15 protein-coding genes and 1 other RNA gene are annotated in these 17,782 nt (G+C 65.4%); 12 read left to right on the top strand and 4 right to left on the bottom strand.

What is annotated here, in order from left to right; genetic code table 11:
• The first annotated feature begins 47 nt into the window (after positions 1–47).
• The 3 genes from E8A46_RS16725 (at position 48) to E8A46_RS16715 (ending at position 4,666) form a co-directional block, all read left to right on the top strand.
• Positions 48–1,037 carry a hypothetical protein gene (locus E8A46_RS16725; protein WP_291562913.1) on the top strand — a complete coding sequence of 330 codons (990 nt, stop codon included), beginning with the start codon at positions 48–50 and terminating at the stop codon, positions 1,035–1,037.
• Positions 1,038–1,046: 9 nt separating this feature from the next.
• Positions 1,047–2,549 carry an MBOAT family O-acyltransferase gene (locus tag E8A46_RS16720; RefSeq protein WP_291562910.1) on the top strand — a complete coding sequence of 501 codons (1,503 nt, stop codon included), beginning with the start codon at positions 1,047–1,049 and terminating at the stop codon, positions 2,547–2,549.
• Positions 2,550–2,863: 314 nt separating this feature from the next.
• Complete coding sequence (locus E8A46_RS16715) at positions 2,864–4,666, top strand: ABC transporter ATP-binding protein (RefSeq protein WP_291562907.1); 1,803 nt, start codon at positions 2,864–2,866, stop codon at positions 4,664–4,666.
• 38 nt (positions 4,667–4,704) lie between these two features.
• On the opposite strand, the gene E8A46_RS16710 is transcribed toward E8A46_RS16715, so the two are convergent.
• The 3 genes from E8A46_RS16710 to rnpB all read right to left on the bottom strand — a co-directional run bounded on the left by E8A46_RS16710 (position 4,705) and on the right by rnpB (position 6,596).
• A complete protein-coding gene (locus tag E8A46_RS16710) occupies positions 4,705–5,442 on the bottom strand; it encodes a sulfite exporter TauE/SafE family protein (protein ID WP_291562904.1) in 738 nt (245 codons plus the stop codon).
• A 43-nt stretch (positions 5,443–5,485) separates the two neighbouring features.
• Positions 5,486–6,019, bottom strand: a complete 534-nt coding sequence (locus E8A46_RS16705) for a hypothetical protein (RefSeq protein WP_291562902.1) — start codon at positions 6,017–6,019, stop codon at positions 5,486–5,488.
• A 150-nt stretch (positions 6,020–6,169) separates the two neighbouring features.
• An RNA gene (rnpB, locus tag E8A46_RS16700) (RNase P RNA component class A) lies at positions 6,170–6,596 on the bottom strand.
• A 148-nt stretch (positions 6,597–6,744) separates the two neighbouring features.
• Here rnpB and E8A46_RS16695 point away from each other — a divergent pair.
• Both E8A46_RS16695 and E8A46_RS16690 read left to right on the top strand, forming a co-directional pair.
• Positions 6,745–7,095 carry a YciI family protein gene (locus E8A46_RS16695; protein WP_291562899.1) on the top strand — a complete coding sequence of 117 codons (351 nt, stop codon included), beginning with the start codon at positions 6,745–6,747 and terminating at the stop codon, positions 7,093–7,095.
• Positions 7,096–7,227: 132 nt separating this feature from the next.
• A complete protein-coding gene (locus E8A46_RS16690; protein WP_291562896.1) occupies positions 7,228–8,469 on the top strand; it encodes an RNA polymerase sigma factor in 1,242 nt (413 codons plus the stop codon).
• A gap of 16 nt (positions 8,470–8,485) precedes the next feature.
• Here the strand turns inward: E8A46_RS16690 and E8A46_RS16685 are convergent, their stop codons facing one another.
• A complete protein-coding gene (locus E8A46_RS16685) occupies positions 8,486–9,268 on the bottom strand; it encodes an N-acetylmuramoyl-L-alanine amidase (protein WP_291562892.1) in 783 nt (260 codons plus the stop codon).
• A 684-nt stretch (positions 9,269–9,952) separates the two neighbouring features.
• Between E8A46_RS16685 and rsmH the strand changes: the two genes are divergently transcribed.
• The 7 genes from rsmH to E8A46_RS16650 form a co-directional block, all read left to right on the top strand.
• Positions 9,953–10,948, top strand: a complete 996-nt coding sequence (gene rsmH, locus E8A46_RS16680) for a 16S rRNA (cytosine(1402)-N(4))-methyltransferase RsmH (RefSeq protein ID WP_291562890.1) — start codon at positions 9,953–9,955, stop codon at positions 10,946–10,948.
• A 2-nt stretch (positions 10,949–10,950) separates the two neighbouring features.
• On the top strand, positions 10,951–11,349 hold the full coding sequence (locus E8A46_RS16675) for a hypothetical protein (RefSeq protein WP_291562887.1): 399 nt from the start codon (positions 10,951–10,953) through the stop codon (positions 11,347–11,349).
• Positions 11,346–13,094, top strand: coding sequence for a penicillin-binding protein 2 (locus E8A46_RS16670; RefSeq protein ID WP_291562884.1), 1,749 nt, complete (start codon positions 11,346–11,348; stop codon positions 13,092–13,094). The genes E8A46_RS16675 and E8A46_RS16670 overlap by 4 nt, the downstream gene beginning before the upstream one ends.
• Before the next feature lie 79 nt (positions 13,095–13,173).
• Positions 13,174–14,670, top strand: coding sequence for a UDP-N-acetylmuramoyl-L-alanyl-D-glutamate--2,6-diaminopimelate ligase (locus E8A46_RS16665; RefSeq protein WP_291562881.1), 1,497 nt, complete (start codon positions 13,174–13,176; stop codon positions 14,668–14,670).
• Positions 14,667–16,106 (top strand): UDP-N-acetylmuramoylalanyl-D-glutamyl-2,6-diaminopimelate--D-alanyl-D-alanine ligase, encoded by a 1,440-nt coding sequence (locus E8A46_RS16660; RefSeq protein WP_291562878.1) that lies wholly within the window; start codon positions 14,667–14,669, stop codon positions 16,104–16,106. Before E8A46_RS16665 ends, E8A46_RS16660 begins: the two co-directional genes overlap by 4 nt.
• 10 nt (positions 16,107–16,116) lie before the next feature.
• A complete protein-coding gene (mraY, locus tag E8A46_RS16655) occupies positions 16,117–17,220 on the top strand; it encodes a phospho-N-acetylmuramoyl-pentapeptide-transferase (RefSeq protein WP_291562875.1) in 1,104 nt (367 codons plus the stop codon).
• A 4-nt stretch (positions 17,221–17,224) separates the two neighbouring features.
• Positions 17,225–17,782, top strand: a 558-nt coding sequence (locus tag E8A46_RS16650; protein ID WP_291562872.1) for a Mur ligase family protein, incomplete at its 3' end; no start/stop codon positions are given.

Genomic DNA, 17,782 nt, shown 5'->3' with positions numbered 1-17,782 from the left:
TCCTCGCTGATATTGTCTGTCGCGGCCGTTCATGCTTGAACGGCGGCATGATGCGCGGCCTGTCCCTCTCCGAAAAAGGATCGTTCCGGCGTGTGCAGGCGGCGTCCGCGCGATGGGTCGCCGGCTTGCTGGCGCTGACGGCTGTGGCGTGGCTTGCGGCATTGGCCGGATTGCTGGCCATCGCCGATCGCGTGCATGACGACGTGCCGGTTCTTCTGGCGGTCAAGCTGCCGCTGCTTTCCTCGCGCCCCGAATTGATTTTCGCCGGCGAGAGCCGCACGCTTTATCAGGTCGATCCTTCCCTGGCCGCGCAGCTGATCGGCAAGCCGCAGGGCGCCGTGGTCAACATCGCCTACGATGCCGGCGAGCCGCTGGCGCTGCTGGCCGCGATGCGCCGCGAGCCGGATCGCTTCGTCAAGGCCCACGTCGTCGTCAGCGTCGCGCCGTTTCTGTTCAATGAAGGGGTGCGGTCGGCCGCGGTCTATCCGCAGGACGTCGCCGCACGGCTCGGCGTCATCGAACAGATGGCTTCGTTCCTGCCGTTACGGGTCGGCACCCTGATCCGCATCATTCGCGAAGCCTTCGCGGCGCGGCTGGCGGTCGATCAGCACCTCGCCGATGTCGGGCCGCGGCCGGCGGCGTTCGGGCTCAAGATCATCGACCGCACCCAGCCCGACGACCGCTGGCCGGCCGATATCGGATCGCACGCGCATTACGCCAACTGGGATCTGTCGGGGCCGAAGGCGCGCTTCGAGATCGGCGCGTTGTGCGGGATGGTGGCGCTGGCCCGGAAAGTGACCGTCGTGGTGCCGCCCTGGGCGCCACGCTACGACCGCGCGCGGGATAGCGAATGGCGCGACAAGGACGATCAATATGCGGCGCTCGTCACCGACGCCGGCCGCCGCTGCGGTTTCGACGTCCTCAACATGGCGTCGGTGCCCGGGCTGGAACAGGGCAATTACGCCGACGAAATGCATGTCAATGCCTCCGGCGTGCCGATCTATACGCGCTATCTCGTGCCGCGGCTGAAGCGTTAGCCGCGTCCGATGCTGTTTTCCTCCTACACGTTTCTGTTTCAGTTCCTCCCCGCGGTCGCCTTGGCCTTCGCTGCGGCGCGGCGGCATTCCCCGCGCGCCGGCATCCTGGTGCTGGCCGCAGCCTCGTTGTTTTTCTACGGTGCCTGGCGGCCGGTCTATCTGTTGCTGCTGATCGCTTCGGTCGCGGTGAATTTTTCGCTCGGCCTGCGGATGGAGGATCCGCTTCGGCGCCGCGCCGTCGGCATGCTCGGCGTCGCGCTCAATCTCGCGCTGCTCTGCTGTTTCAAATATACCAACTTCATCTTCGACAGCATCAATACCCTGACCGGCGCGCCGCTGCCGTTCTTCAATATCGTTTTGCCGCTTGGCATCTCGTTCTTCACCTTCCAGCAGATCGCCTATCTGGTCGATGTGATGCGCGGCGCCAGGGTCGAGCGCGACATCGTCAGCTATACATTGTTCGTGTCGTTCTTCCCGCATCTGATCGCGGGCCCGCTGGTGCACCACGCCGAGATGATTCCGCAGTTCAAGCGCGGCCGCACCTCCCGCTCGGCGGTGCTGGCGGCGCGGGGATTGGCGATCTTCGCCGCCGGCCTGTTCAAGAAGGTCGTCATCGCCGACAATCTGGCGCAGTTCGTGTCGCCGGTATTCGCGCATCTGGACGCCGGCGGCGGCGTCACCGCGCCGTGGGCGTGGCTTGCGACGCTGGCCTATACCTTGCAAATCTATTTCGATTTCTCCGGCTATTCCGACATGGCGGTCGGGCTCGCGCTGTTGTTCGGCATCCGGCTGCCGGTGAATTTCCGCTCGCCGTACCAGGCAACGTCAATCATCGAATTCTGGCGGCGCTGGCACATCACGCTGTCGCGCTTCCTGCGCGACTATCTCTACATTCCACTCGGCGGCAACCGGCTCGGCGAGCAGCGCCGCTATCTCAATCTCATGCTGACGATGCTGCTGGGCGGGCTGTGGCACGGCGCGGGCCTTAATTTCCTGATCTGGGGCGGCCTGCACGGCCTCTATCTCTGCGCCAATCATCTCTGGCAGGCGTGGCGCGGCGCCGGCGCGGCTGTCTCGGCCACGGGAGGAATCGCAAAGGCGTTCTCCTGGACGCTGACGTTTTTCGCCGTCGTCATCGCCTGGGTGTTTTTCCGCGCCAGGACCGCGGTAGGGGCATGGCAGATGCTGGGTGGCCTGTTCGGATTCGAGGCCGGCAGTTCGGCCTATACTTCCCCCGGCATCCTGCGGCTGATGGACTTGCCGCTTCTGGTCGGCGAGGAGCGGCTGCTCCTGATCGGCGGCGGCGCGGTGACGGTGGCGCTCGCGCTTGCGCTTGCGCTGCCCAATGTTCCGCAGCTCTTCGGATATCGCGAATACCGCCGCGCGCCGGAGCAAGCGAGCTGGCTGCGATGGCGGCCGAACGCAGCGTGGGCATTGGTGTCGGCGCTGGCGCTGGCGATCTCGCTGTTCGGCATGTGGCAGCGGCTGGAATTTCTGTACTTCCAGTTCTGACCGCGCTTCACGGGCGCGCACATATTGCCAAATGCCCGTGATGGATTTATAAGCGGCGCGTCGTCGCTCGAACCGGGGAGGGATTTGCATGATCATGACTAATTCGCAGATCGCGTCCTTGCGTCCGAAGCCCATGCTGGGCGCCTGTTTCGCCCCTTGAGGGCGTTTTCCGACAGCATCGATCGGGTCTGACGCCCGATTCCCAAGCTTCCCGGTAAGTCTTTGGTATTTTCAACGACGCCTGCGTTCGGCCCGGTGCCGTCGCGCGTCAAATCAAACGGAGCCGGAGCGCGCGGGCGCAGCCGGATGACACCATGACCGTTGATGTCAACAAGCGACCGGCCGCCATCCGTGTGGTAATCCCGTTCGTGTTCCGGCACTGGCTCGACCAGCCGGTCGGCGCGGCAATCGTCGCCTTCGGCTTGCTGGGGGCGACCGTCGCCGACCTGTTCATGCCGATCTTCTCCGGCCAGCTGGTCGACGCGCTGACGTCAGGCGCTGAGAACCCGGCCGCGCGCCATGCTGCGCTGATGGCATTCGGCGCGATCGTCGCGCTCGGCCTGTCGTCGATCGCGCTGCGCATGATCGGGTTGCAGGCGCTCGTACCGTTCACGCTCCGGATCATGTCGGACGTCGCGCGCGAGGCCTTCATGAGGCTGCAGCGCTTCTCGACCGACTGGCACGCCAACAGCTTCGCCGGCTCGACAGTGCGCAAGATCACCCGCGGCATGTGGGCTCTTGATCTCTACAACGACACCATCCTGATGGCGCTGATGCCGTCGCTGATGGTGCTGTTGGGTTCGATGATCCTGCTCGGGCTGCACTGGGCCTCGCTCGGCCTGCTGGTGGCACTGGTGTCGCTGGTCTATGTCTCGATGACGGTTGCGTTCTCGACGCGCTATATCGCGCCGGCGGCGCGTGTCTCGAATGCCTGGGACACCAAAGTCGGCGGCACGCTGGCGGACGCCCTGACCTGCAACGCGGTGGTGAAGTCGTTCGGCGCCGAGGCGCGCGAAGACGCAAGGCTGATGCGCGTCATCGACCGCTGGCGGTCGCGGGTGAACAGGACCTGGCATCGCTACAATTACACCAACGCCGCGCAGCTCTCGGTGCTGTTGTGCCTGCGCGCCTCCGTGATCGGCGGCGCGTTGTTGTTGTGGCTTGCCGGCCGCGCCTCGCCCGGCGACGTCACCTATGTGCTGACCAGCTACTACATCATCCACGCCTATCTGCGGGACGTCGGCATGCACTTCAACAATCTGCAGCGCTCGGTCAACGACATGGAGGAGCTCGTCCTGATCCACGACGAGCCGATCGGCATTGCCGACGCCGCCGCTGCCAGGCCAATCGATATCCAGGGCGGACGCATCGTGTTCGAGGACGTGACGTTTCACTATGGCGGTCACCGCAGGCCGCTCTATGACGGCCTGTCGGTTGATATCCGCGCCGGCGAGCGCATTGGCTTGGTCGGCCGCTCCGGCTCGGGCAAGACCACCTTCGTCAAACTGGTGCAGCGGCTTTACGATGTCTCCGGCGGACGAATCCTGATCGACGGACAGGACATTGCCAAGGCGGCTCAGCAATCGCTGCGCAGCCAGATCGCGATCGTGCAGCAGGATCCGATCCTGTTTCACCGCTCGCTCGCCGAGAACATCGCTTATGCGCGGCCGGGGGCCAGCATGGCGGCGATCGAGCAGGCGGCGCGGCTGGCAAATGCACACGACTTCATCCTCGGGCTGCCGAAAGGCTACGGCACGCTGGTCGGCGAGCGCGGCGTGAAGCTCTCGGGCGGCGAGCGGCAGCGCGTGGCGCTGGCGCGGGCGTTTCTTGCGGATGCGCCGGTGCTGATTCTCGATGAGGCGACGTCGAGCCTCGATTCCGAATCGGAAGCTCTGATTCAACAGGCGATGGAGCGGCTGATGAAGGGACGCACCTCGATCGTGATCGCGCATCGGCTGTCGACGGTGAGGAGCCTCGACCGGATTCTGGTGTTCGATCGCGGCGAGATCGTCGAGCAGGGCAGCCACGCCACGCTGGCGGCGCGCAGCGGCGGAATCTACCGCGGGCTGTTCGAGCGGCAGGTGACGGAATTCGCGCAGATCTCGGCGGCAGAATGATAAAGACAGGGTAGCCGACGCGTCGAGCGACGTGTCGGCTACCCCAGCGTGCTCCATACCAACATGACGCCGGACAGGAACAACAGGCCAAGCACCACATCGCGGAAATTGCCGTCGCTCAGCGCGTGATAGGTGCGTGCGCCGAGCCAGGCCCCTGCCACCGTGGCCGGCAGCACCAGCAGGCCCAGCCACATGGTTTCCCGCGTGATCAATCCGCCGCCCGCCTGCACGCACAGCGCCGCGCTCAGTATTGTCCAGTTGAAGGTTTGGAACACGCCGCGCCGCTCATCCTTGCCCCAGCCCCGCACGCTCGCCCACAGGATTGGAATAGGACCTGACAGACCGGCCAGGCCGCCAAGGATACCGCCGGCGAATCCGATTCCTGCGTCCGCCGTCCGGCCGCCGAAGCTCAGCGTCATCGGCCTGCGGTGGAAATAAAGCGCAGTCGGAAATACCAGCAGCAGCACGCCGACGCTCAAGTTGAAGATACGCGGATCGGCATAGGCGACCAGCATGGTCCCCAACGGCACGCCGGCAAGGCCGCCGACGAGAAACGGCCAAACCAGCCTGAAGTTGATCGACTGCCAGATCGCCGGCAGCGTCGAGGTTTGCGCAACGATGGAGCAGATCAGGACCAGGGGTACGGCGATCGACGGCGGCACAACATAAAGCCAGATCCCGAGCGCCATCAGCGCGGTGCCGAAGCCGGCGAGGCCGGATACGAAACCGCCGGCCAGCGCGCCCAGCAGCAAAACCGTCCACGCGAGCGTGCTCATCGTTGCCGGATCTTGGGCGAAGGCTCAGCGCAGCTTTTCACGCTTACTGGCCGTCGCGACGCCTGGGCCCAAACAACTCGGTGAACAGATCGGTCGTCGGCCCGTTGGCCGTGATGCCATAAGCCGTGGGAACGTCCGGCTCGGCTGGAGGCGGCGGGGCCGCTTGTTGCGCGACTTCGACCGGGGCCGGCGCGGGCTGAGCTTGTCGCGTCGACGCGATCGCGGGTTTGGCCTGGCGGGTCGACGCGGTTGCGGTCCCGGGCCGGGTTGACGAGGCAGGCGCAGCAGCGGGTTGAACGGGCTGGGTTGCGGCGACCGTTGGCGCCGGCTGAACCTGCTGGGTCGCGGCGGTCGGGGGTACGGTTTGGTCGTCGCGTCGCCTGGGCCCGAACAGTTCAGTGTAAAGGTCGGTCGACGGTCCGTCGCTTGAGATGCCATAGGCGGTCTTGTAGGGCTGCCCGGCCTCGCCTGCCGCCTGGCTCGACGTGGCGTTGTTCGCCGCCGCGCATCCGCCCAGGATGATCGCGACCGCGGCGAGCGCCATCGTGGCACGGATGCAAGACACTGAGCGGCTCAAGACGACCTCCTGACCGATAACCCGGTCCATTGTCTAGCATTAATGGCAGGATATGGCGCTCGCAAGGCAAACGGCCCGGCGGGACGACGCAACCGGAGACCGCCAAAATGGCGAGGGGTCCGGCGCGTTACGCCGAACCCCTCATTTTAGAGCATCAGCCGGCCTGTAAGCCGGGTTCTGTAGGGCATCGCCCGCTTGCACGGACGATACGTGACGGCCATTCCTCTGGGACAACGTTCGCACGTTGCCTCGAGCAACCTACCCGGACGGCGAGCCTGACATCGCCCTGCGGCGTTATCGCTTGCGCGAACTGCCCGCCTTGCCGCCCCTATTCGGTCTTGCTCCCGGTGTGGTTTGCCATGCCGGTTCCGTTGCCGGACCCGCGGTGCGCTCTTACCGCACCTTTTCACCCTTGCTGCCCCTCCCGTTAGGGGTGGGGGAAGCGGTTCGTTCTCTGTGGCACTGTCCCTGGGGTCGCCCCCGCCGGATGTTATCCGGCACCGTATGTCGATGGAGCCCGGACTTTCCTCCCCCGCAGCCTTTCGGCCGTAGCGGGAGCGGCCGTCCGGCCGACTGACGCCTAAGGCATGGGGACTTAGGGGGGCCGCGTCAAGCCGATAACCGCCGCGCGGTTCCTTAAAATAAATTATCCTGAAGATGTCGTTTTGCGGTTGGCCCGTTCGACTGGGTGTCGGCGATCAAGCCGATCAAGAAGGAGTAGCGCGATGCAGTATTTATTGATGATCTATCAGAACGAAGCCGATTACGGCAAAATCGACGCGGCAACCGGCAAGAAGATGCTGGAAGAATACGGCGCCTTCACCCAGTCCATCATCCAGAGCGGCAATTTCAAGGCTGGTGACAGGTTGCAGCCGACCACGACCGCGACCACCGTGCGGGTCCGCGAAGGCAAGACCCTGACGACCGATGGTCCGTTCGCGGAGACGCGCGAGCAACTTGGCGGCTACTATCTTGTCGAGGCCAAGGATCTCGACGCAGCGCTTGGGATTGCGGCGCGGATTCCCGGCGCCAGGTTCGGTTCGATCGAGGTCCGGCCGATCTGGGTTTATAATTGACAACGATTCCAGCCGTCATTCCGGGATGCGCCGCAAGGCGCAGGCCCGGAATCCATACTCACGATCGTGGTTATGGATTCCGGGCTCGACCTTCGGACGCCCCGGAATGACGGCGACCAACGGCGTAACCCCATGACCCCGATCGAAATCGACAGGATATTCCGTGACGAGGCGGGGCGGGCGCTGGCGACGCTGATCCGTCTGGTCGGCGATTTCGATCTCGCCCAGGATGCATTGCAGGATGCGTTTGCGGTGGCGCTGGAACGCTGGCCCTGCGGCGAACCGCCGTCCAATCCGCGGGCGTGGCTGGTCAATGTCGGACGCAACAAGGCGATCGATCGGGTCCGCCGGCAAGTCGCGTTTCGCGGCAAGCAGGGAGAACTGACGCACGAATTGCTGCTCAACGCGGAAGCCTCGCACCAGGACAGCGACGCCGCGCTCGACGACGACATGCTGCGGCTGATGTTTACCTGCTGCCATCCCGCTTTCGCCGCCGAAGTGCAGGTCGCGCTGACGCTGCGCACGGTGTGCGGACTGACCACGGCGCAGGTGGCGCGCGCCTTTCTGGTGAGCGAGGAAGCGATGGGCCAGCGCCTCGTCCGCGCCAAGCAGAAAATCCGGCTCGCCGGCATTCCCTACGAGGTCCCCGACCGCGATGCGCTGCAGCCGCGGCTGCGCGGGGTACTTGCGGTGATCTATCTCGTCTTCACCGAGGGCTATGTGGCGACCTCGGGCGAGGAACTGATGCGGCCCGATCTCGCGCGCGAAGCGATCCGGCTTGGCCGGCTGCTCGATGTGCTGATGCCGCAACGGGGCGAGGTCAAGGGCCTGCTGGCCCTGATGCTGCTGCACGATGCGCGCCGCGAGGGACGCCAGACCGCAGCCGGCGATATCGTGCTGCTGGAGGAGCAGGATCGCAGCCTTTGGGACCATGGGCAGATCGCCGAGGGGCTGAAGCTGGTGGAAGACGCGTTGCGGATGCCGGGCCGCCCCGAGGCTTACGCGGTGCAGGCGGCGATCGCCGCCCTGCATGCGCGCGCGCCCAACTATAAGGACACTGACTGGAAGCAGATTGCCGGCCTGTACGAAGTGCTGCTGCGGATCAGCCCGTCGGCGGTGATCGAGCTCAATCACGCCGCGGCGATTTCGATGGTGGACGGGCCGGCGCGCGCCCTCGATTTGACCGATGCACTGCAGGCGCGCGGCGGACTAGACGGCTACGAATTGCTGCCGGCGGTCCGCGCCGATCTGTTGCGTCGGCTCGGCCGATACGAGGCGGCCCGCGACGCCTATCTCGCGGCGACCGCGGCGACGCAGCTCGAGCCGCTGCGGCGGCTTTACGCGCGGCGATTGGCGGAGATTGAACGTCAATAGCGAACGAGGTCGTTGCTTATCTTGCCGCCACCGTCTTGGCCTCGGCCGGCAAGCTCGCCAGCAGCGACTGCAGCGTGGTCAACGTCGAATGGTCGGCGACGCCGTCGACCCGGGCGGGACGAAAGTGGCGCTGGAAAGCGGTAACCACTTCCATGGTTAGCCCGTCGTATTTTCCATTGATCGGGACGCCGTAGCCGTATCTGGCCAGCGCCTGCTGCAGATCGCCAACGCTGTCGCTGATGGTGCCCAGTTTGAGGGGTTCGCCGCGCACGACCGGCGCCGGTTGCACCCAATGGCCGACCCCCGAATTGGCCAGCGAATGCCAGGGAAACTTCTCGCCGGGGTCTTTCTTGCGCGAGGGGGCGACATCGGAATGCGCCAGCACGCGATGCGACGGCACGTTGCGGCGAAGCATGATGCCTCGGCATAGCGCGATCACGGCGGCGATCTGGCGCAGCGGAAATTCCGGATAGCCCCAGTCGTGTCCGCGGTTGACGATCTCGACGCCGATTGAGCAGGAATTGATGTCGTCCTCGCCCGCCCAGGACGCCACGCCGGCATGCCAGGCGCGCTTGGCTTCCGGGACGCATTGCACGATGCGGCCGTCTTCAAGAACGATGTAATGCGCGGAGACATCGGTGCCCGCGGTGCAGAGTTGCGCGATCGCGCCTTCCACGTCGGGCATCCCGGTGTAGTGCAGCAGAATCATGTCGGGCAAACGGCCCTTGTTCCGCTCGCCATAATTCGCCGAGGGGATGACGTCGGAAGCGATCGAGGAATCGGGGGAGAAGGTCTTCATGCTCGCATTGTGCCGGGGGAGGGGGACGGCGCGACGCTTCGAATCAGAACCGACAGATGCGAACGAACCAAGCGACATCGGATTGCTCAAACCGGGCAGGAGAACGGCAATAGTGCGTTTTCAAAATGAACCCCAGCACTATTCCTTCATGATGCCATCCGCGCAATCCGATAACCGGTTGCCGCGATGCATTTTGGTCGAGTGTGTGCGGAACGCATCACCTGACGGGCGGCGGCTGCCGACCGCGCGCTGCGCTTGGGTCCGGATCGGGACCGATCAAGAGCGCATCAATCCGGCCGTGGACCGTCAACGCTTTCTTAACGCTAACTGACGTTACTAAGTGGTGAAGAGCCGAACCCGGTTTGGGGGACGGCTGGTGCCGCCGATTTCAGGTTCCTGCACGGAGGTGCCCCGGATTCGGACCAGGAACTTCGGATCGCAGCGCGGCGCTAGAATCATAGGTTTCCAGTGTCCTTTCGAATCCCAGGTTCGCTACAGAGGGGGCCGCAAGGTGTGGCGAATTTCGGATTCAGGACACCGGCGGCCGGCTTTCACGCTCGAAATCCGATGGCAGGCCGCCAAGTCCCATCGGAAAGCCCGGCGAAACGCAGGCTTTTGAGGCGCCATGGGCCCGTTCGCGTCCGATTTCCGCATTTTGAACCGGACTTCGCCGGGAGCCGCGGCATGACTGCATCCGCCCCGCGTCATATTCCGGTTCTGGGCCGCGAGGCCGTGGCGCTGCTCAACCCGCACGAGGGCGGCATCTATGTCGACGCCACCTTTGGGGCCGGCGGCTACAGCCGGGCCATCCTCGATACCGCCGGAACCCAGATCGTCGGCATCGACCGCGACCGCGCGGCGATCGCGGGCGGTTTCGATCTGGTCGGGCGGTCGTCCGGCCGGCTGACGCTGGTCGAAGACCGGTTTTCCAATCTCGCCGATATTTGCGCCGCCCACGGGTTCCCGTCGGTCGACGGCGTGGTGATGGATGTTGGCGTGTCCTCAATGCAGCTGGACGAGGCCGCGCGCGGCTTCTCGTTTCGCAACGACGGCCCGCTCGACATGCGGATGGGGCATGACGGCCCGACCGCGGCGGACGTGATCGCGAAGGCGTCCGAGGCCGATCTCGCCAACATCATCTACATCTTCGGCGAGGAGCGTCACTCGCGCGGCGTTGCCCGGGCCATCGTCGCCGCGCGCAAGGAAGCGGCCATCACCACCACGCGGGCGCTCGCCGATATCGTCGCCAAGGTAGTGTGGTCGAAGCCGGGCGAAATTCACCCGGCAACGCGGACGTTCCAGGCTTTAAGGATTTTCGTCAACCAGGAACTCGACGAGCTGCATCTGGCGCTCGCGGCGGCGGAACGCGTGCTGAAGCCGGGTGGCCGGCTCGTGGTGGTGTCGTTTCATTCGCTGGAAGACCGCATCGTCAAGAATTTCCTCACCGAGCGCGCCAGGGCCGGCGGCGGATCGCGGCATCAGCCGGAGATCGCGCAACTCGCGCCAAGTTTTGTCATCCAGACCAAGCGTCCGGTGACGGCGGGTGAGGCGGAGATTTCGGCCAATCCGCGCGCGCGTTCCGCCAAATTGCGCGCGGCGATGCGCACCGATGCGCCCGCGCATGCCGCCGCGTCGTTGCCGGCGTGGCCTACCCTCGATGACGTGATGAGGGGAGGCTGACCATGCGGATCCTGCATCTCCTCGTCATCGGCGTGCTGGTGTTCGCCGCCGCCTATGTCTACCGGATCAAGATGGAATCGACCGATCGCACCGAGCGGGTGCTTCGGCTGCACGCGGAAATTCGCGAGCAGCGCGACGCTATCGCGGTGCTGCGCGCGGAATGGGCCAGGCTTGACGCGCCATTGCGGCTACAGGGGCTTGCCGAACGCCATCTGCCGCTGAAGCCGCTGGCCGCCACGCAATATGATTCCCTGAAGAACCTGCCCGAGCGGCCGGCGAACCTGGTCAGACCCGGCGATCCGGATCCGATCGGCGCGATGATCCAGACCATCGATGCCGCCGCCGGCGCCCCCGCCGTGACCGGCTCGGTGCCGGCGCCAGCGCCGGAGGATCAGCAATGACCGATCCCGCGCGCACCAGGGTCAAGCGCACCGAGCCATGGCGGCAGCGGCTGATCCGCAGCCTGCTGTACGGGCGCAACGTCGACCGCACCGCCAAGGCGCGGGCCCGCGTCGGCTTTGTAATTCTGGCGTTCGTTGCGATCTATGCCGTGATCGGCGGGCGGCTGGTCATGTTCGCGACGGGAAGCGACAGCCACGGCGCGCGCCGTAGCGCGGCACAGGACGCGATCGCGACCGCGCGGCCGGATATCGTCGATCGCAATGGCGAGATTCTCGCCACCGACGTCAAGGCGCCGAGCCTGTTCGCCGAGCCGCGCCGCATCATCGACAAGGACGAGGCGATCGAGCTTCTCACCGCGACATTGCCGGATCTCGACACCGGCGAAGTGCGCGAGCGGCTTTCGGGGCGAAAGGGTTTCGTCTGGCTGAAGCGGGAAATCACCCCGTCGCAGCAACAGGAAATTCACCGCCTCGGCATTCCCGGCATCGGCTTCCTGCGCGAGAACAAGCGCGTCTATCCCACCGGCAATGAAGTCGCGCATCTGATCGGCCTGGTCAATATCGACAACCAGGGCATCGCCGGGATGGAGAAATGGCTCGACACCAACGGCCTGGCCGATCTGCATCGCGCCGGCTTCGCCACCGACCGGCTGCAGCGGCCGGTGGAATTGTCGGTTGACCTGCGCGTCGAACACGCGCTGCGCGATGAATTGCTCAAGGCCAAGGAAAAATTCCACGCCAAGGCGGCCTCCGGCCTCGTCTCCAACGTCAGGACCGGCGAGATCGTGGCGATGGTGTCGGTGCCGGATTTCGATCCCAACAATCCGAGGGAAGCGCACGATCCCGATCGCATCAATCGGCTGACCACCGGCGTCTACGAAATGGGATCGACCTTCAAGGCCTTCACGCTGGCGATGGCGCTGGATTCCGGCAAGGTCGATCTCAATTCGATGTGGGACGCGCGCGGCCCCTTGCACTACGGCAAGTTCACCATTCACGACGATCACGCGCTTGGGCGCATGATCAACATGAAAGAGGTGTTTTATTACTCGTCCAACGTCGGCGCGGCGCGGATCGCGATGTCGCAGGGCGTCGAGGCGCACAAGGCGTTCCTGCGCAAACTGGGACAGCTCGATCGGCTGCGAACCGAATTGCCGGAGAGCGCTTCGCCGCTGGTGCCGAAACACTGGTCCGAGCTGAACACCGTGACCATCGCCTTCGGCCATGGCTTGTCGGTGGCGCCGCTGCAGGCGGTGATGGGCATCGACGCGCTGGTGAATGGCGGCTACCTGATTCCGCCGACCTTCCTCAAGCGCACCGAGCAGGAGGCCATGGCGATGGCAAAGCGGGTGATCAAGCCCGAGACCTCCGAGAAGATGCGGTTCCTGATGCGGCTGAACGCCGAGATCGGCACCGCCAAGAAGGCCGACGTCAAGGGCTACTACATCGGCGGCAAGACCGGAACCGCCGAGAAGGTCATCAACGGCCACTACGCCAAGAAGCGCGTGCTCAACGCCTTCACCGCGATCCTGCCCGCCGACAATCCCCGCTACCAGCTCCTGATCATGCTCGATGAACCCCAGCCGCTGAAGGAAACTTTCGGTTTCATCACCTCCGGCTGGAACGCGGTGCCGACCGGCGGCAATGTGATTGCGCGCATTGCGCCGCTTCTCGGCATTGAGCCGCGTTTCGACCTGCCGCCGTCCGAGCGCCTTATTCTTGCGGCATCAAGGGGAACCCAGTAAGGCGTACCGTCAAAGGCCGGTACCGCGTAACGGATTTTTCGATGACGGGGCACCGGTGCGCCGGCCGGACTGGAAGATCATGAGACTCCGCGACCTCTTCAGCGATGACGCCACGATCGACCCGCAGGCGGAAGCGGCCCTGGCCGCGGGCGCGACCGAGGTCACGGGTGCGACCGATGTCACGGGACTGGCGGTGGACAGCCGCGCGGTGAAGCCGGGCGATCTGTTCTTCGCGCTCGCCGGCCTCAAGACCGATGGCGCGCGCTTCATCGAGGCGGCGATCGCCTCCGGCGCCGTCGCGGTAGCGGGCGACCATCCGCCCCCCGGCGAGCGCCGCGTGCCGTTCGTCATGACCCCCAATCCGCGGCGCGCGCTGGCGCTGGCCGCGGCGAGATTTTTTCCGCGGCAGCCTGCGACGATCGCGGCCGTTACCGGCACCAGCGGCAAGACGTCCGTCGCGGCATTCACGCGCCAGATCTGGCGGCGGCTCGGTCATGCCGCCGCCAGTATCGGCACCATCGGGCTGGTCTCGCCGAAGCGCACTGTCTATGGCTCGCTGACGACGCCCGATCCGATTGCGCTGCACCGGCAGCTCGACGAAATCGCCCGCGACGGCGTCACCCATCTCGCGTTCGAGGCGTCGTCGCACGGGCTCGATCAGTATCGGCTGGATGGCGTGCGCATCAGTGCCGGCGGCTTCACCAACCTGTCGCGCGACCACATGGATTACCATCCCGATGTCGCGCATTATCTGGCCGCCAAGCTCCGGCTGTTCCGCGATCTCGTCGCCGCCGATGGCGCGGCGGTGATCTCGGCCGATCATGACTGCTCGCAGGAAGTGATCGATGCCGCGCGCGCGAAAAATTTGCTGCTGATCACGGTCGGCAGCCAGGGGGATGGCGCCGGCGAGGGCATCCGTGTCGTCGCGGCCGATATCGACGGCTTTGCGCAGCGGCTGGAGCTGCAACATCGTGGACGTCATTATTCCATCCGCCTGCCGCTGGTCGGCGAGTTCCAGGTCGAGAATGCGCTGGTCGCCGCAGGTCTTGCGATCGGCACCGGCAGTGAGCCGGACCAGGTATTTTCAGCGCTCGAACATCTCGAGGGCGCCAAGGGCCGGCTCGAGCGGGTCGGTGAGCGCAACGGTGCGCCGATCTTCGTCGACTACGCGCACAAGCCCGATGCGCTGGCCAAGGCGCTGCAGGCGTTGCGGCCTTACGCCAAACGAAAGCTCGTGGTGGTGTTCGGCGCCGGCGGCGACCGCGATGCCGGCAAGCGTCCCCTGATGGGCGCGATCGCCGCCGCGAATGCCGATCATGTCATCGTCACCGACGACAATCCGCGCAGCGAAAATCCCGACCTGATCCGCACGGCGATCCTGAGCGCGGCGAAGGGCGCCAGCGAAATCGGCGACCGCGCCGAGGCGATCCGGACCGCGATAGCCGGCCTGCAGGCGGGCGACGCGCTCTTGATCGCCGGCAAGGGCCATGAGACCGGGCAGATTGTCGGCGACCGCGTGCTGCCGTTCAGCGATCACGACGCGGTTGCCTCTGCGCTTGCGCCGAGGGTCGCATGAGCGCGATGCCGTTATGGACTTCGGCTGCGATGGCGGCGGCGATGCGCGCGCAGGCGAAAGGCGCGTTGCCGGAAGCGGTGACAGGCATTTCCATCGACAGCCGCACCATCGCGCCGGGCGACGCCTATTTCGCGATCAGGGGCGCGGTCCATGACGGCCATGATTTCGTCGCCGCCGCGTTGAAGGCGGGGGCCGGGCTCGCGGTGGTCGAAGCCGCCCAACGCGGCAGGTTCGCCGCCGACGCGCCGCTGCTGGTGGTGGATGACGTGCTCGCTGCTCTGGTCGATCTCGCCCGCGCAGCGCGCGCGCGTCTCGATGCCAAAGTGATCGCTGTCACCGGTTCGGTCGGCAAGACCTCGACCAAGGAAGCGCTGCGGCGCGTGCTCGGCGCGCAAGGCGAAACCCACGCCTCGGCGGCGTCGTTCAACAATCACTGGGGCGTGCCGCTGTCGCTGGCGCGCTGCCCGGCGACGGCGCGTTTTGCGATTTTCGAAATCGGCATGAACCACGCGAACGAAATCGAACCATTGGTGAAGATGGTGCGGCCGCTGGTCGCGATCGTCACCACGGTCGAGCCGGTGCATCTCGAATTCTTCAAGGGCATCGAGGCAATCGCCGACGCCAAGGCGGAAATCTTTGAAGGGCTGGAGCCCGGCGGCGCCGTGGTGCTCAACCGCGACAATTCGCAATTCGCCAGGCTGCAGCGCCGCGCGAAAAAACTCGGCATCTCGCGTATCGTCTCGTTCGGCGCCGACAAGAAATCGGATGCGCGGCTGCTCGAGGTGTCGCTGCATGCGGCCTGTTCGGCGGTGCACGCCGATATCCTCGGCCACGAAGTCACCTACAAGCTCGGCATGCCGGGTCGTCACATGGCGATCAACTCGCTTGCGGTGCTGACGGCCGCCTCGCTTGCGGGCGCCGATCTGGCGCTGGCCTCGCTGTCGCTGTCGCAGATCGAGCCGGCGGCGGGCCGCGGCGTCCGGCGCACCCTCGAGGTTGCCAGTGGCGAGGCCACCTTGATCGACGAGAGCTATAACGCCAACCCGGCGTCGATGGCGGCGGCGCTGAGCGTGCTCGGCGCCGCCGCGGTCGGCCCGCATGGCCGACGCATCGCGGTGCTCGGCGATATGCTCGAACTTGGCCCCACCAGCGCCGCGCTGCATCGCGGCCTGAACGAGGCCATCAAGGCCAATCATATCGATTTGGTGTATTGTTGCGGTCCGCTGATGCGCAACCTGTGGGACGCTCTTTCCACGGGCAAGCGGGGCGGCTATGCCGATAGCGCGGCGAATCTCGAAGCGCAGGCCGTCGCCGCCATTCGCGCCGGCGACGCGATCATGGTCAAGGGCTCGCTCGGCTCGAAGATGAAAACGATAGTCAACGCGCTCGAAAAGCGCTTTCCCGGCAACGCCGCGCTCGACGAAGCCGCGGTATAGGGCGGATTGAATGTTTTACTGGCTGATCGACCTTTCCAATACCGTTCCCGGTCTGGGCGGGTTGCATAGTTTTCTGAACGTGTTTCGCTACATCACGTTTCGCACCGGCGGGGCGATAGCGACCGGGGCGCTGTTCGTGTTCCTGTTCGGACCCTGGATCATCGATCATCTGCGGATCCGCCAGGGTAAGGGCCAGCCGATCCGCACCGACGGTCCGCAATCCCATCTCACCAAGAAGGGCACGCCCACGATGGGCGGGCTGATGATCCTGTCGGGGCTCGTGGTGGCGACGCTATTGTGGGCGAACCCGCTCAACCCCTACGTCTGGATCGTGCTGGCGGTGACGCTCGGTTTCGGCTTCGTCGGCTTCTATGACGACTATCTGAAGGTGACCAAGCAGACGTCTGGCGGCTTCGGCGGCCGCATCCGCCTGGTGCTGGAGGCGGCGATCGCGCTCGTCGCCTGCTACGCGCTGGTCCGGCTCGGCCGCGACGCGCAGTCGACCTCGCTTGCGGTCCCGTTCTTCAAGGACGTAATCATCAATTTCGGCTGGTTCTTCGTCATCTTCGGCGCTTTCGTCATTGTCGGCGCCGGCAACGCCGTGAATTTGACCGACGGTCTCGACGGGCTTGCGATCGTGCCGGTCATGATCGCGTCCGCAAGCTTTGGCCTCATCGCCTATCTCGCCGGCAACGTCGTGTTCTCCGACTACCTGCAGATCAACTATGTCGCGGGCACCGGCGAACTCCTGGTGCTGTGCGGCGCGCTGTTCGGCGCCGGACTGGGATTTCTGTGGTTCAACGCGCCACCGGCGTCGATCTTCATGGGCGATACCGGTTCGCTGGCGCTCGGCGGCATGCTTGGCTCGATCGCGGTCGCGGTCAAACACGAGATTGTGCTTGCCGTGATCGGCGGCTTGTTCGTGCTGGAAGCGGTCTCGGTGATCGTGCAGGTGGTGTCGTTCAAGCTCACCGGCAAGCGCATCTTCAGGATGGCGCCGATTCACCATCACTTCGAGCAATTGGGCTGGACCGAACCGCAAATCGTGATCCGGTTCTGGATCATCTCGGTGATGCTGGCGCTGGCCGGCCTCTCCACGCTGAAGCTGCGGTGAACAATTGATCCCTGTCACTTCCTTTGCGGGCAAAACGGTCGCGGTGTTCGGCCTGGGCGGATCGGGGCTGGCAAGCTGCCATGCCCTGAAGGCGGGCGGGGCCGAAGTGATCGCCGGCGATGATGGCGCCGAAAGATTGGCCGAGGCGGCAAAAGCGGGGTTTGTCACCGCGGATTTGCGAAAGGTGTCGTGGAAGAGTTTCGCGGCCCTGGTGCTGACGCCCGGCGCGCCGCTCACCCATCCCGCCCCGCACTGGACGGTGCTCAAGGCGCGCGAGGCCGGCGTCGAGGTGATCGGCGATATCGAGCTGTTTTGCCGCGAGCGCCGCCGCCATGCGCCGGATGCGCCGTTCGTCGCCATCACCGGCACCAACGGCAAATCGACCACCACCGCGCTGATCGCGCACCTGATGCGGGTGGCCGGTTACGACACCCAGATGGGCGGCAATATCGGCAACGCGATCCTGTCGCTGGAGCCGCCGCGGATGGGACGTGTCCACGTCATCGAGATGTCGTCCTATCAGATCGATCTGACCCCGAGCCTCGATCCGACCGTCGGCATC

Origin of the sequence: Bradyrhizobium sp. (assembly GCF_004799445.1) — a bacterium.
In the GTDB taxonomy this organism is placed as follows: Bacteria; Pseudomonadota; Alphaproteobacteria; order Rhizobiales; family Xanthobacteraceae; genus Bradyrhizobium.
The sequence above is the reverse complement of the archived record's forward strand: the minus strand, read 5'-3'. Positions and strand labels throughout refer to the sequence as shown.